Raw genomic sequence first — 15024 nt, 5'->3', positions numbered from 1 at the left:
GATGGACACGAACGACAACACTTCCCGGACCCGCCCCCGCTGGTTCGGCCCGGCCCTGATCGCCCTGGTGCTGCTGCTGGTCGGGGTGGCCGGGTGGATCATTCGGGACCTGACGGCCCCCAACGAGGCAGAGGCACCCACCGCGCCCGCTGCTTCGACTGCCCCCACCGCCGGGGCGGCCGAGTCGGCTGCCCCCGCCTCGGGGGAGGACTTCGCCTGGGACTGCCAGGCGCAGCTGAGCACCGACACCTCCTCAGTGGCCGATGAGGCACCGGAAGTGCAGGACTGGGTGGCCGCCGGCTACAGCGTGGTGCCTTCCTCCCCGGAGTTCGGCGGCTGTGAGCGACGCGACTCGGGGCTGCGGGTCGGTTTCGCTCACTCCGAGGCCGGGGCACTGATGGCGGCCGCGACCTACGCGATGGCCTTGGACCCTTCGGTGAGCGAGGAGGCCGCGGAGGACGTGGAGGTAGCAATGGTGGAAGGTCCCAACCGCGACCAGATCGAGGAAAAGGCCCAGCGCATCCGCGACGGGCTGGAGCAGGGCGACGACGGGACCACAACGGCCTCGTCCACGCTGCTCGGTTACTCCCAGCTCAACTACACCGACGAGACTGCCTCTTACCAGCTGGTCTACTCCTTCCCCTCGGGCAATGGCTTGGAGCAGAAGGCCCTCGCCCAGGCTGACCTGGTGTGGGAGGACGGGGACTGGAAGCTGGACCCGGCCTCGGGCACGAAGATGATGACGGCCGACCTCCACCAGGGCCAGCCCTACATCGAGTGGGGGCCCAAGGTCTAATGGGACTGCTCGGAGACCTCGCCGGCGGTATTGCCGGGGACACGGTGGAGAAGCTGATCCTGTTCATGGCCGGGTGGCTGGTGGAAATCTTCACCACCATGCTCGACTTCGTAGGCACCTGGTGGCTGAACATCGGCGCCCCCGAGATGGGCGCGGGCTCGGCCACGGAGCGGGTGCAGATGGCCACCACGACGTTCGTCGGGGTCGCCGGCATCATCGGCACCGCCTTTGCCGTGCTGCGTATCGCTCGGGACCACAACCGGGAGTCGGCCGAGAACCTGGTCATGGGACTGATCCGCACCGTGGTGGTCTCCGGGCTGGCGGTCTCGATGGTCGCACTGTCGCTGGCGGTCACCGATGAGGTCGCCCCGTGGCTGGTGGACACCATTGCCGGCAACGCGGCCCGGGACGGACTGGGACAGTCGATGGACCTGGACGCTGTGGCCGGGTCCAAGATGGCGCTGACCACCGCTGGAATCCTGATCGTGCTCGCTCCCTTCGCCATCCTCGGGGCGATCCTCAACGCGGCCCTGGTGATCTTCTCCTACGGGGTGGCCGGGGCGCTGTGCGGGCTGCTGCCGATCTTCGCTGCTGCCTCGACCACGGAGCGGGGACGCAAGTCATTCGACAAAGCGGTGGGCTGGCTGATCGCGGTGATCCTGTTCAAGCCGGTCGCAGCCGTGCTCTACGGCTTCGGCCTGGCGCTGATGAACGGCATCAGGGGTACCGGCGACGGTGAGGTGGCCAACCATGTGATCACCCTGCTCACCGGGACCGTGATCATCTTCATGGCCTGCCTGTCGATGCCCGCCCTGGCCCGGGTCATGGTCCCGGCAGTCAGCGCCGGGCCCCGTGGCATGGGTGCTGGTGGGCTGGCGATGCTCGGTGGTGCGGTGGCTATTGGTGCGGTGACTGCTGGTGTCGGCGCCCTGGCCGCCGGGGCTGCTGCTGCCGGAGCCGGGGCCGCTGGCGCTGGTGCCGGTGGAGCTGCCGGAGCCGGGGCCGCTGGCGCTGCCGGTGCTGGAGCTGGCGGTGGAGCTGGCGGTGGAGCTGCTGGAGCCGCTGGGGCTGGTGCCGCCGGAGCCACTGGGGCTGGTGCCGCCGGCACTGGTGCTGCCGGTGCTGGTGCTGGCGGCGCCTCGGGTGGGGCTGCCGGTGCTTCCGGGGCCAGCGCCACGGGTGCCGGTGCTGGTTCTGGCGCTGGAGGTGGCGCCTCCAGTACGACCGGAGCCCCAGGATCGACTGGTGCTGGTGGGTCTGCCCCGGCCGGTGGACCGGCCGGCGCCGAGAACGTGGAGAGCACCACGGCCGGTGCAGCTGCTACCTCCGCGCCGGGGACTACGACCGGTGGTGCCTCGGGTACGGAGAACGTGCAGAACTCCAGCACGGGTGCTGCCCCGGCCAGTGCCGCGGGCACCGGCACGGGTGGGGCCTCGGGTGCGGAGAACGTCCAAAGCCCCAGCACTGGTGCTGCCCCGGCCAGTGCCGCCGGCACCGGCACGGGCGGGGCTTCGGGTGCGGAGCAGGTGCAGACCTCGAGCTCGTCCCCGGCAGCGGCCGGTGGGGCGTCTGAGGCGTCTGGGCCGGCTGGTGCAGAGCCGGTGGCTGCGACCAATGGTGCCGCACCGGTCGGGCACCCGGGCGGGGAAGGGGCCTCGGCCACCGGCGCCAAGAATCCGTTGATCAACGGCCAACGACTGGAATTCGGGCTGCGGGAAGCCGTCCGGGACGCTGAACAATCCATCGAAAGTGGTGAGGACCTGTGAGTAGCAACCAGGTGATCGTGCGGCAGTACGGCAACATCGCTGAGGACAAGACGGCCGGTTTGTTGGGGTTCTCGATGGCCTCCACCGTGGTGCTCGGCGTGGGGTCGGTGCTCGTGTTCCTGTTCATCATGGCCTCCCAGATTTGGGTGGCCGCCGGCATCGCGGTGGCGGCGTTCATCGTGACCACCGCGCTTGGTTCCAAGGACCGCAACGGCCGCTCCAAACCGGAGCGCTGGATCGCCCGGTCCATGTTCTCCCGGGCGGAGAAGAAGCAGCGCACCACGTACAAGGCGGGGCCGACCTCGCAGCTCCCGGACGGGTCGTTCCGCGCCCCGGGCGTGCTGGCGGCGACCGAGCCGGTGACCTTCACCGACCTGTTCGGCCACCAGGGCGTGATGCTGTGGCACCCGAAGTTGAAGACCGGCACGGTGTTCGTCATCGCCAACTCCTCCGGGCTGGGGCTGCTGGATCAGGAGAGGGTGGACCGGATGGTGGGCACCTGGGCCGCGTTCCAGCGCGATGCCGGCTCCAACACGGAGCTGGTGCAGGTCTCCGTCACCACCCAGTCAACCACCGACCCGGGGGAGCGGCTGCCCGATGCCGTGGCGGTGGGCCGGGCCCAGGCAGGGTCCCAGTCGGTGCCGGCTTTCGCCCGGGCGACGATGGATGAGGTGGTGGCCAACCTCAACCAGGACGTGCCCAAGCTGGAGCAGTGGATCGCGCTCACGTTCAGCGCCAAAGCCAATGAGGGGGAAGGCGTGCCCGAGCGCACCGCCGAGGAGCTGGCCACGGACGTCTCCTCCCTGCTGAGCGGGTTCCTGGAGCAGCTGGAGCAGGCCGGTGCCGGGTCGGTGTCCCTGATGCAGGAGAGCGACCTCATCGACCAGACCTATGTGGCCTATAACCCCCTGGCGGCCGCGGCCGTGGAGAAGGCCCGGCTGTCGGAGGCCGGCACCGGTTTGCGCTGGGAGGAGGTCGGCCCCTCGGCGGCACGGGTGGTGGGCTCCCCGGGCCGGTATGAGCACGGCGGGGTGGTCTCGAAGTCCTGGCAGATGTGGCGGCCCCCCGCCGGGACCTTCCGGGAGAACGCCCTGGTGGCCCTGCTGGCGCCCAACTCGGAAATGCTCCAGAAGCGGGTCACGGTGTTCTACCGGCCCCAGTCCCCGGACAAGTCCGCCACCCAGGTGCAGCAGTCGCTGACCAATGCGCAGTTCGCGGCGAACCAGAAGAACCGCCGGCCCACCAGCTCTCAGATCATCGCCCTGGAGAAGGCGCGGAAGGCCGAGCGGGAGCAGGCCGAGGGCGCCTCCTTGGTGCGGTTCTCGATCGTGGTCACCGCCACCGTGGAGCGGGTCGAGCAGCTGCCCCGGGTGGCGGCCACGCTACGGCGCAACGCCTCCCAAGGGGTGCAGCTGGGGCTGCGGGAGTGCGATTACAACGACGATGCCGCGTTCGCGTTCAACCTCGGTCTGGGTGTGGTCCCGGATGCCGTGGCCACGATTCCGGCTGATGTGCGAAAGGCGCTGTGATGTCTGTCTTCGACCAGCTCACCGATTCCATCCTCAACAAGTTCTTCGGCCGCTCCACCGCCCAGAGCGCCGGGCAGTTCCGGGAGCTCACCGAAAAGGGCGTAGACGTCACCCACGGCGGGATGACCTCCTGGGTGGAAGCACCCCCCGAATTCACCGCCACCTCCAACCAGACCGCCGGGCTGTGGCCCTTCGCCGTGGGCACCTCCTCCCCGCTGGTCGGGGCGGTGCTGGGGCGCAATCAGCTCAACGGCTCGGTGGTGTGCGGGGACCCGATCAACCTGTTCCTGCGCGGCATCATCTCCTCCCCGTCCTGCTTCATCTTGGGGCTCCAGGCGAGGGGGAAGTCCTCGGTGGCGGTGCGTATGGCCCTGGCCCTAGTGGACCAGGGGTTCCTGTTCGTGGGCGCCAGTGACGTGAAGCCGGACCTGGCCGGGCTCACCGTCGAGGTCGGTGGTCAGGTCATCCGGGTCGCCCCCGGGGTGGGGTCGATCAACCCCCTGGATGCTGGGCCGTTGTGGCGCCGGCTGGGGGAGCTGCCGGAGGCGTTGCAGCGGCAGATGCGCGCGGAGATTCACAGCCGCCGCCTCAACGCCCTGACCGGGTTGCTGGAGCTGGTGTTCAAGGCACCGTTGGATGCCCGGCAGCAGGAGCCCACGGTGCTGTCGATGGCGATCACCGAAGCCGCCGAGCACGCCGAGGCCCAGTCCCGCCAGCCGATCATCCAAGACGTGGTGGACGTGATCACCGCCGTGCGTCCGGCGATCATGGCCGCGATCCTGGTCGATGACGAGACCTCCTATCGGGGACAGGTCCGCAACCTGCTGGCCGGACTCAACGCCCTGGGCGCACATGGCCCGTTCGGGGACGTGTTCTGCCGACAGACCAGTGAGGAAATGCAGATCGACCAGTCAGTGGACTTCGACCTCTCCGCCATTGACGAGACCCTGCTGGACCTGCGGGCGGCCGTGCAGATCGTGTGCTGGTCCTACGCCCAGGCCGGGATTTCGGCGGCTAAGACCTTGGCCGAGGCGGGGCTGATGGAGGAGCGCCACCACCTGATGATCATGGACGAGCTGTGGCAGGCCCTGCGCGCCTCCGAGCTGCTGGTCCACCAGATCGACGGCATCACCCGGCTGAACCGGACTAAGGGGCTGGGGCAGCTGCTGATCACCCACTCCATGAAAGACCTCCAGCTCTCGACCGAGGAGCTGACCAAGATCGCCACCGGGTTCATGGAACGGTCCTCCATGAAGGTCCTGGGTGGGTTGGCGCAGAACGAGATGGGGATGCTGGAGACCGTGTTCCCCCTCTCGGAGCAGGAGAAGGCGCTACTGGTGGCCTGGTCCGCTGAGGGGTCGGTGAACCCCAAGACCGGGCGCACCTCCCCGCCCCCGGGGCGGGGCCGGTTCATGTTGAAGACCGGGGAGGCACCCGGGGTGCCATTCCAGACGAACCTCACCGCCGGAGAGCTGCGGGTCCATGACACCAATGCCGCCTGGGCGGCCGCGCAGGCGAGGGTGAACGCATGAACAACGACCAGAACAAGAGCTTCATCGGCGTGCTGATGCTGTTCACCGCTGTGATGGGTGCGGTCGGTTTGGTGCACCTGGGGAACGTGCTGACCCCGGTGACCGGGGACCTGCCGTGGAACCCCTTTACGTTGGGCATCCAGCTGGCCACCGGAGCGGTGGACTGGCCTGCGGCCGCCACCTTCCTGGTCGGGTTGGAGGTGGTGGCCGGTGTGGTGGCACTGATGGTGTGGGGCACCCGCACCCCGTCCAAGACTCAGGAGGCCGCCCGCCGGATGAGCCCCCCAGGCCGGATCAACCCGGCCATGGCTGCGGCGCGCACCACGGAAGCGCAACGCCTCCACCCCGAAGCTCAGGGCATGGGTCCGGGGCTGACGATCGGGCTGGTGGACAAGAACCCCATCTATCAGGGCTGGCGGGAGTGCTCCGCCCACGTGTGGGGCACCGGGCGCGGCAAGACCACTTCCCAGGTCATCCGGCACGCCGTCGAGGCGCCAGGGGCGTTCGTGATGACGTCGAACAAGGTCGATGGGGTGGCCGAGGTCCTGGCTGCCCGCACCACGACGGGCAGCACCGTGTGGCTGTTCGACCCCCAGCGCATCTGGCGCGACAGCTCCCGCCCGGGGATGATCTTCAACCTGCTCGCCACCGTCACCGATACGGTCTCCGCTGGTGAGGTCGCCTCGATCTTTGAGACAGCCTCGGCCTCTGGATCAGCCGGCGGGAAGGGCGATCCGCAGTTCGACTCCCAGGGCCGCGACTACCTCTCCTGGTGCCTGCTGGCGGCCGCCAAAAGCGGCAAAACGCTCTCGGACGTGCTGGGGTGGGTGTCTGCGGCTAACTTCCTAGAACCGGCTGAGGACCTGGAGCGGGCCGGCCACACCGGCCCGGCCTCGGCGTTGCAGGGCATGGGCCGCCAGCCCGAGGACACCCGGGGGTCGGTGGCCGCCAGTGCCCAGCGCATGGCATCCGCACTGGTGCACGACGAGCTGTTGGCCTGGACCACCCCCACCCCGGGGGTGCCGGTATTCAATCCGCACCGCTTCGTCACCAGCAAAGACACTCTGATTCTGCTCACCCAGGATGTTGCCGGGTCTGGGGCCGCGTTCGTTTCGACCCTGGTGTACGCGGTGGTCACCGCCGCCCAGCAGGCGGCCCGCCGGGCGGGGGGCCGGCTGCCGGTGCCGTTGGTGGCTGACCTCGATGAGGTGGGCAATGTGGTGAAGCTCAAGCAGCTTCCCGAGTGGTATTCGTTCTTCGGGTCGATGGGCATCGTGGTTTCCGCCTACTTCCAGACCAAGGGCCAGGGCGTGGACATGCTTGCCCGCACCGGGTGGGACACCCTGTGGTCGGCCGCGGCGGTGAAGGTCTACGGCGGTGGCTCCGACGACACGGAGTTCCTGGAATCGCTGCGCAAGCTCATCGGCACCTATGACGCGAAGGTGCGCAGCACCTCCACCTCCCGCGGTGTCGCCTCGCGGTCGGTGCAGACCCAGCAGCGCGACATCATGCCCGTCTCCAAACTGGCCGAGCTGCCGGCCGGGCACGCCTGGGTGAAGACCTCCACCGGCGGGGGCACCATCGTGCGCACCGTGCGGTGGTTCGAGGACAAGGACCTGAAAGCCCGCATCACCCCGATGCTGGAGCGGATCACGGAAGGACAGCGGCGATGAGTGAAGCAATTGAGCAGGACACCGAAACGGTGGAAGGCCCAACGCAAGAGGAGTTCGTCACCTGGGTCGAAAACCTGGCCTCGCGGCTGGAGTCCGTGGACCGTTCGGCCAATATGCACTGGTGCCCCCAGTGGTGGGCCCACACCGAGGTGGTGGAACGGCTGAGCGCCCTGCACGCTCAGTGGTTGGTGGCGAAGGAGGAAAACAGCATGTCTACCTGGTGGGTGAGTCACTTCGATGCCCATGCCAAGGTGCTGTTCGCCATGCGCGGGCCTTTCGGGGAGTGCGGCACCAAGCACGTCGAAAAGGGTGTGCGCCGCACGCTGGCCTGCGAACAACCTCCCACTGACTGGACGTGGTGAGTACATAGACCAGGGGCGCAAACGCTATCCCTTCCCAATAGGCGCTTTCGCCCCCTCCTACGGGACAGGCACTCGTGCGCTGTCCCACGGTGGCCGGGGTCCCTCCTTCCCAGGGGCCCCGGCCACTGCCAGGTCCAGATCATGCCGCGCAGGCCCGGGGTAAAGCCGACCATGTTTACGGCACCACCGGCGATGTCCGTCATGGAAATTTTCAGCACCACACGCGCCAGCCTGATCACCGGGCGATAGTGCACGTTCTTGCTGGTTCTAAGATCCCGTCCAGCGCATGGCCGCGCGCACCGGGTGATGTCGTCCTACGGCAATAAGATGCAAAGACATTAGAACCACGCCATGGGGCGGACGATCAATTGGCCCCAACACTCAGGCTGGATGCGCACGCCACTGAGGGAACAGGGACACGATGTCGCAAGTGATGGAAACCGAAGACCCAGATTCTCTTGGACCGCGCGACTACCGCGCGTTCATGCGTACCGAGACGCCCCAGCTGACCATCCCCACCGTCCAGGACCAGTTCGGGACGTGGTTGCGCAGCAAGGGCATCGATTTCGACAGCACTAACGGTGCCGAATTCAGCGCGGCAGGAGTCCGGGCGTCGGTCGTCGAGCACACCCGCGGCCATGATGAGTACGTCCGGTGCCGGCTCATCGAGTCGAGTACGCCGCAAGGTACGTGGTGTACCGAGGTAGTGGCATCCTCCGCTGGATGGATTGACCTGACGGTGACAAATTCTGAGGGGAACTTCGTCGCCGTCCCGAAGCTGGCCCGCTACCTCATGCAGGCCCTCGATGTGCGTGACGCCTCCATGCAGCTCGTCGACGAGGTCAAGCAGTGGGACGTCAACGAGGTCGATCGGCTTGTTGAGCTGTTGGAGGACCAGGATCGCCACGGGCTCGTATTCGTCGCGGGGACCGCTGACGTGCCGGATCTCTATGAGGCTTTCCGGAAGCGGGTGTCCACGTGGACCCGTGAGGTCTTTGGCATGGCCCAATCCATTGTCCTTACTCCACGCGCCACCCAGGTACTCAGCGAACGGCTAGGCCACCACGCCGTTGGCCCATGGATGTTGCGGACGTACTACCCGGGAGTGGCACCGACCCAGATCGTGGACTCCCGTCGCCACCGGTATCTGACAACGGCCGCTCTTGCCAACGAGGAGGACTGGTGGCTCAGAAAACTCCTGGCCAATACCGCCCGCCGTCATGCGGCCACCCGCCTGGACCCGACAGAAGTAATTCGCGCGAAACGGGCTTTCACCCGCGCGGAGACTCGTGCACTACTCGCCGCTTTCGAGGAACCCACCCTTTCTGCTCGTAATCAAGCAGAAGATATTCCGTCGCAAGCAGTCATCAGCGCCGCACCGACACAGGCGGAGCCCCAGCAACTGGACCCCAGCGACGTCGATCCAGAACGGTACGAACGTCCCGCCGTGTCCACGGCGGAGGATCAGCTCGATCTCGTTCGCTCCGTCCTGGGCATTACGTCCATCACTCGCGTCGCCCTAGAGCAGGCGATGCGGCCTGGATACACTCCGCCGGCTCCAGGTGACGTTCGCAGTGGAGCGCTACTCGCTGCGAGCCTCCGGATTAAGGAGCAGCTCGCTCGAATTGAAGAACTTGAGGACTATCGCCGCAACGCGATACAGGCCCTCGACGATCAGCAACTTGAACGTGCCGATTTGCAAGACGATCTGGAGAAGTCCCGTGCAACGGTCCGCTGGTTACGGGAGCGCCTAACGGAAATGTCCGACTATAAGACGGCGTACGGCGAGGCGCCTGAGGATGCCCGGGAAACCTATCCCCCATCGTGCGTGGAGCTGGTTTATCGGATCCAGAAAGATGAAGATGTCCTGGTCTTCACGGGGGACATGGACAAGGTGCGCGTCGTCGACGACGCGGACACCCTTCAACTGGCCGTACGGAGCGCCTGGGAAGCCTGCGGTGCACTTCGTGAGTACGTCCGGGCCCGTAACGACGGGAACTGGGACAGCGGTGTGGACTACTTCCTTAAAAACCGGCCGGAAGGCTATGAGGGGGTCAGCGCCGGCAAGCACGGGGCCACTGAGACTGCGACAACCATGAAGCAGTTTGGTGGCGAGAGGATCTTCCCCGTCCCGGTGGAGGTTTCACCCCAACAAGCCATCACTATGAAGGCGCACTTCAAACTCGCTTCAATCGGCATGCTAAGCCCCCGCATGTACTACCACGACGACTATGCGAATTCGGGCAAGATTTACATCGGGTACATCGGCCGTCACCTCACGAACACCATGACTAATTGACGGGTTGTCTGACCGGCACGGTCTACCACTGTGCCATCTGCTTCACAGGTTAACAGGGGTGGTTTCCACCTATTTCGCTCTAGCGATTCTTTCCTATCATCACCGCAGTGGCCACCTCAGCGATCACCATCATCTACAGCCGATGATTACTCGAAAGAATTATTGACACCATCTTTTAGGGGTGGCTTGTGAAAAAGTGAATTATCCGACGCTAAGGTTTTGCCTGGCGCCGTAGCGGCCTGTATTTGCCGGGTTTGATGTGGTTGGCGCGGGGCCAGGTGTAGTCACCGGTGAGGTTGATGTGTTCCCATCCCAGGGGTGATAATGACGCCCTGGTGCTGGCCATGTTCAGCCTGCGAAGGTGACTCCGCAGTAGGCGATCGTTGCGACGAGAACGGTGGAGAGTGCGGCTAGGGCGAAGGGCTTGAGGCCCACCTTGACGAGGTTCCGAACCTTGACGCCGCAGCCGAGTCCGAACATCGCTGCAGCCAGCAGTCCTGTCTGCAGCAGCCCACCGGCCATCAGCACGGTGCCCGGCAGAGGGATGAAGGAACGCACGAACACCATCGCGATGAACCCGATGATGAACAGCGGGACGACGGGCGGCAGCTTCGAATGCGACATCTGTTGACCGGGTTCGCCTGCCGTACGGCTGAGACGGCGCTGCCGGATGCTAAGGATGGCCACGACAGGGGCGAGCAGCAGCACTCGGGCGAGTTTGACGATGACCGCGACCGTGAGCGCTCCGCCACCGATGATGCCTCCAGCGGCGACGACTTGCGCGATTTCATGGATGGAACCCCCTGCCCACATCCCGGCCGTCTCGGAGCCCAGGCCAAGCAGGTCCGTGATCAGTGGGACGAGGGGAATCATCAGCGTTCCGAAGATCACCACGAGGGCGACCGCGGTGATGGTGTCTTCCTCGGCCTCGTCGTCCGGATCGGTGACCCCTGCCGCGCCCGCCACGGCTGCCGCGCCGCAGATGGAGAATCCGCAGGCGATTAGCAGCGAGAGCCCGGATGGAACCCGTAGCAGCTTCCCCAGGAGAACGGTGCCGAACAGTCCGCCGGCGACAATGCACACGATGACGACCAGCATCGGGGCTCCGAGTTCGAGGATGTCTGTCAGTACCAGTTGGAGTCCGAGGAAGACGATGCCGGCGCGCAGGAGCTTTTTCGCGGAGAAGTCTATGCCGTCGGAGGCTGCCGCTGGCAGCCGGACGACGTTGGCCAGGAGTACGCCAAGCACGATCGCGATAATGAGCGGGCTGACTCCCGGCAGCAGCAGGCTGACCCCGTACGATGCTCCGGCCGCGGCGAGGCAGAGGACAAGCCCGGGCAGCAGCGCGCGGACTCGGGCAAGCAGCGTGTGTTCCGGTCGGGCGGTCGCAACGTCCTGGGCATGGGTCATGCATCCATCATTTCCTCGGACCGCTCGTGCGAGTAGAGGCAGATACCGTCCGCCATACAAGTTATGCTTGTGCTTGGGAGGCGGAAGATGCGCAACGGGCCGGACTTGGAGGCACTGCGAGCCTTGGCGCTCGTCGTGAAGGAAAGCAGCATGTCGGCGGCAAGCACGCAGTTGGGCGTGAGTCAGCAGGCGGTGTCTCTGCGCATCCGGAAACTGGAAAAAGATTTGCGCGTGCGACTCCTGGTGCGTTCTGCACGGGGTTCGCGATTGACTCCGGCGGGCGAGCTGATTGTCGGCTGGGGAACAACGCTGCTGACGGCGGCCGATGAGTTCTCGGATGCTGTCGATTCGCTCCGCACGGATCGCGGGAAGATGATGCGCATCGCCGCGAGCCTCACGATCGCAGAACACCTCCTACCGGAATGGATCGCCCGGTGGCGCATCTCTCACGGCGATGACGGCCCGGTCGTTCAGCTCACAGCCGCCAACAGCAGCACGGTCGTCGAGGCCATACGCGAGGGAACCGCAGACCTCGGGCTCATCGAGACCCCTGTCGTTCCCGCCGGCCTTCGGTCAGTCACTGTTGCTTACGACACCATCGAAGTCGTTGTGCAGCACGGTCACCGGTGGGCGAAGACCCGCCAGGTGTCCGTTCGTGAACTGGCGGCCACTGGGTTGGTGCTCCGCGAGACCGGCAGCGGCACCCGACGAGCGCTCGAGAACGCCCTCGCCGTGGCGGGCTTTCCACTCGCAGCCGAGCCCGCAGCCGTGCTGACGACCACGCTCGGCGTTCGCAGCGCGATTATGGCCGGCATCGCCCCCGGCGCGCTGAGCTCCCTCGCAGTGTCCGAGGACACCCGTGCCGGCCGACTCGTCCGAGTTCGGATCAACAATCTCCAGATCACCCGCCCGCTCACCGCCATCTGGGCGGGGACGGCTCCGCCGCCTCATGTACGGGACTTCCTGGATGTCATCGCCCGAACTGACCGGTAACGATCGTTCGCGAGACACTCCAGGGCATGTGTATCGAACCGCAGAACTGCGCGGCAAGTTTTGTAATGCTTCCCGTGTACGTGCCTGTGTAATGCTCAGCAGGGTTGGTGATACGTTTTGGTGATGCGAGTCGGATACGGACGGGTCTCTACCCGCGATCAGCACCCCGAAGCCCAGCATGACGCCCTGACCGCGGCCGGCTGCGAGCAGATCTTCCTCGACATGGCCTCAGGGAAACTGGCACGCAGGCCCGAACTGGACAAGGCCCTACTCTCAGCCAACAGGGCAGGGGATCAGCTTGTCGTCACCAAGCTCGACCGGCTCGGCCGGTCGCTGGAGAACCTTATCGATCTGTCCAAGACGCTGCAGGAACGCGGTGTGGACTTGGTCGTCCTGGACCAGGGCATCGATACCTCCACAGCCATCGGTCGGATGTTCTTCCAGATCCTCGGCTCGATCGCCGAGTTCGAACACGCCCTGATGTCCGAACGGACCCGTGACGGGCTGGCCGCGGCCCGTGCGCGGGGCCGGACCGGCGGGCAGAAACCGAAACTAGATGAATAAGTCCTAATTCCGCGTGTTTGCAGAATAGATCCCCAGCAATCTCGCTGGGGGTCTATTAATTGCCGGCGGAGGGTGTTAAGCCTTTGGTGTGAACAATCAACTGAACACCCTCCTGACAACACTCTACATCGATTTGGAAGATCGCATAATGCCCGAGATCGGCTACACGCGATCGCACCAACCGGGGCGCAAACCACTGCTCTCCGACGCCGAATTACTGTGCCTGGTCGTCGCCCAGCAACTGATGCAGTTCAATTCCGAGACCCGATGGATACGCCATGCCCGAGCCCACCTGCGTGAGATGTTCCCCAACGTGCCCACCCAATCCGGCTCATCACAAAGCAGGGTGTAGTTGGGGTCTGAATCCGCCGGTCTCGAGCAGCGATCTGGCTATGTAGTGGACGAGGTTGCGGAAGCCGAGGGCTGAGCCGCGGAGGTGTTCGAGCCGACCGTTCAGGGCCTCGGTGGGGCCATTCGAGGTGCCGGGCCGGTCGAAGTAGGCGAGGATGTCAGCGGCCCGCTTGTTCAGGGTTTGGCCCAGCACGATAACCTCCTTCAGAGCGGCGGGGACACCGCTGCCGACGGCGTCGATGACGGCCTGCATGCGGATGCGTCCCGTGGCCCGGTCGGGTTCCCGGTAGGCAGCGATCATCTTCTGGTAGATGCCCCAGGTGGTCTCGACCTCGACGTGGTCATCGCCGGCGAACAGGGTCTCTAGGCGGGTCTTCTGTCGGGCGGTGAGCAGGTCCAGACCGGTGTGGAGGGTGCGGCGGGCCCGGTAGAGCGGGTCGGTGGCACGGCCGCGGTGGCCGTGGAGGTCTTGCTGGACCCGCCTGCGGCATTGGTCGAGGGCATCCCCGGCGAGGCGGATCACGTGGAATGGATCCATCACAGCAGTGGCATCGGGCAACTCTTCGGTGGTGGCGGTCTTGAACCCGGTGAAGCCGTCCATCGCGACGACCTCCACCCCGGCCCGCCACTGCTTGGGACGGGCAGCGAGCCAGGTCTTGAATGCTTGCTTGGAGCGGCCCTCGACCATGTCCAACAAGCGTGCCGGGCCGGTGTTGTCCCTGATCGGAGTGAGGTCGATGATCACGGTGACGTATCTGTCGCCGCGGCGAGTGTGGCGCCAGACGTGCTCGTCGACGCCGAGCACGCGCACGCCGTCGAACCGCTTCGGGTCATCAATCAGGACCCGCCGGCCTTCGGCCAGGACGGCGTCGTTGGCGGTGTTCCACGACACGGCCAAGCCTTCGGCGATCCGGGCGATGGTGAGGTGGTCGACCACGAGTGCTTCCAGCGCCCAGCGCAGCGCCCGCCGGGACAGCTTGGATCGCGGTTCGGCGGCCTTGCTCATGTCCTGGCGCCACACGTGTTCGCACTCGGAACACCGGTAGCGGCGCACCGTGATCAGCAGGACGGTGGGTCGCCAACCGAACGGCTCGTGCGCCAACCGGCGAACCACGCTGCCGCGCGGGGTTCCCTCACAGCCGCACCGTCGGCACCACGGGTCGGGATTGGCGACCCGGCAGGCCAGTACCGCCTGGTTCGGCTCCACATGCTGGCCGATGACCTCGAGGCCGAGCTCATCGAGGCGGGTGAACGTGGTCAGGTCAGGGCTAACGAAGGTAGCGTGGGGCACGTCGAGGTCTTCCGGATGGGCAGTGTGAGAACTTCCATCTTCGGGAGGCCTCGACCCCCATCCACGTATCGACGCGCCGCACAGCTCAAGACACCGCTACACCCTGCTTTATGATGAGCCCCCAATCCGGCTACAACAAACGCGTCCGCGCCGCCGGTGTCCTGATAGCTGCGGTCATCACCGAACTCGCCCGCGACACACCCTCCTGGCACGAGGACCTGCGCCTGCTCGACTCCACTCCGGTGCCCTGCGGCAAGAGCCGCGAGACTGCCAAGCGTTCCGATCTCGCCGGGCATGCGTCCTATGGCTACTGCGCCTCCCATTCACGTTATTTCTGGGGCTTCCGGCTCTATCTGATCAGCGCACCGGATGGCATGCCCATTATCTGGCCCTTCACAGATGAGCATGGGTAGCGGTCTTGCGCCACGGCCGGTGTCCGCCGGCGGCGAGCAGGGCGC

Annotated in this window: 11 protein-coding genes and 2 pseudogenes; 11 read left to right on the top strand and 2 right to left on the bottom strand. The window is 66.0% G+C overall.

The annotated features are described in order from the left end of the window. The first annotated feature begins 1 nt into the window (after position 1). From RF637_RS12530 to RF637_RS12500, 7 genes are all read left to right on the top strand, one after another. Positions 2 to 796 (top strand): hypothetical protein, encoded by a 795-nt coding sequence (locus RF637_RS12530; protein WP_368844996.1) that lies wholly within the window; start codon positions 2 to 4, stop codon positions 794 to 796. Continuing rightward, positions 796 to 2562 carry a hypothetical protein gene (locus tag RF637_RS12525; protein ID WP_368844995.1) on the top strand — a complete coding sequence of 589 codons (1767 nt, stop codon included), beginning with the start codon at positions 796 to 798 and terminating at the stop codon, positions 2560 to 2562. The genes RF637_RS12530 and RF637_RS12525 overlap by 1 nt, the downstream gene beginning before the upstream one ends. After that, positions 2559 to 4091: an SCO6880 family protein gene (locus tag RF637_RS12520; RefSeq protein WP_368844994.1), complete on the top strand. Its 1533-nt coding sequence runs from the start codon at positions 2559 to 2561 to the stop codon at positions 4089 to 4091. The genes RF637_RS12525 and RF637_RS12520 overlap by 4 nt, the downstream gene beginning before the upstream one ends. Beyond that, complete coding sequence (locus RF637_RS12515; protein ID WP_368844993.1) at positions 4091 to 5623, top strand: hypothetical protein; 1533 nt, start codon at positions 4091 to 4093, stop codon at positions 5621 to 5623. The genes RF637_RS12520 and RF637_RS12515 overlap by 1 nt, the downstream gene beginning before the upstream one ends. Then, positions 5620 to 7296 carry a type IV secretory system conjugative DNA transfer family protein gene (locus tag RF637_RS12510; RefSeq protein ID WP_368844992.1) on the top strand — a complete coding sequence of 559 codons (1677 nt, stop codon included), beginning with the start codon at positions 5620 to 5622 and terminating at the stop codon, positions 7294 to 7296. The genes RF637_RS12515 and RF637_RS12510 overlap by 4 nt, the downstream gene beginning before the upstream one ends. Beyond that, positions 7293 to 7658 carry a DUF4913 domain-containing protein gene (locus RF637_RS12505; RefSeq protein WP_368844991.1) on the top strand — a complete coding sequence of 122 codons (366 nt, stop codon included), beginning with the start codon at positions 7293 to 7295 and terminating at the stop codon, positions 7656 to 7658. Before RF637_RS12510 ends, RF637_RS12505 begins: the two co-directional genes overlap by 4 nt. 430 nt (positions 7659 to 8088) lie before the next feature. Continuing rightward, the gene (locus RF637_RS12500; RefSeq protein ID WP_368844990.1) at positions 8089 to 9957 is read left to right on the top strand and encodes a hypothetical protein; all 1869 of its coding nucleotides are present in this window, start codon (positions 8089 to 8091) and stop codon (positions 9955 to 9957) included. A 348-nt stretch (positions 9958 to 10305) separates the two neighbouring features. On the opposite strand, the gene RF637_RS12495 is transcribed toward RF637_RS12500, so the two are convergent. After that, the gene (locus RF637_RS12495; RefSeq protein ID WP_029212122.1) at positions 10306 to 11367 is read right to left on the bottom strand and encodes a YeiH family protein; all 1062 of its coding nucleotides are present in this window, start codon (positions 11365 to 11367) and stop codon (positions 10306 to 10308) included. 63 nt (positions 11368 to 11430) lie between these two features. Between RF637_RS12495 and RF637_RS12490 the strand changes: the two genes are divergently transcribed. The 3 genes and pseudogenes from RF637_RS12490 to RF637_RS12480 form a co-directional block, all read left to right on the top strand. Continuing rightward, positions 11431 to 12360, top strand: a complete 930-nt coding sequence (locus tag RF637_RS12490) for a LysR family transcriptional regulator (RefSeq protein WP_264398876.1) — start codon at positions 11431 to 11433, stop codon at positions 12358 to 12360. A gap of 123 nt (positions 12361 to 12483) precedes the next feature. Next, positions 12484 to 12924 carry a recombinase family protein gene (locus RF637_RS12485; protein WP_368844989.1) on the top strand — a complete coding sequence of 147 codons (441 nt, stop codon included), beginning with the start codon at positions 12484 to 12486 and terminating at the stop codon, positions 12922 to 12924. Between the two features lie 88 nt (positions 12925 to 13012). Continuing rightward, positions 13013 to 13255, top strand: a pseudogene (locus RF637_RS12480) (IS982 family transposase); the annotation flags it as partial. Between the two features lie 3 nt (positions 13256 to 13258). On the opposite strand, the gene RF637_RS12475 reads toward RF637_RS12480, so the two are convergent. Next, positions 13259 to 14566, bottom strand: a complete 1308-nt coding sequence (locus tag RF637_RS12475) for an ISL3 family transposase (RefSeq protein ID WP_368844988.1) — start codon at positions 14564 to 14566, stop codon at positions 13259 to 13261. A gap of 119 nt (positions 14567 to 14685) precedes the next feature. Here RF637_RS12475 and RF637_RS12470 point away from each other — a divergent pair. Beyond that, positions 14686 to 14955: pseudogene (locus RF637_RS12470) on the top strand (IS982 family transposase); the annotation flags it as partial. Between the last annotated feature and the right edge of the window lie 69 nt (positions 14956 to 15024).

Source organism: Kocuria sp. CPCC 204721 (assembly GCF_040980945.1).
In the GTDB taxonomy this organism is placed as follows: Bacteria; Actinomycetota; Actinomycetes; order Actinomycetales; family Micrococcaceae; genus Kocuria; species Kocuria marina.
The sequence above is the reverse complement of the archived record's forward strand: the minus strand, read 5'-3'. Positions and strand labels throughout refer to the sequence as shown.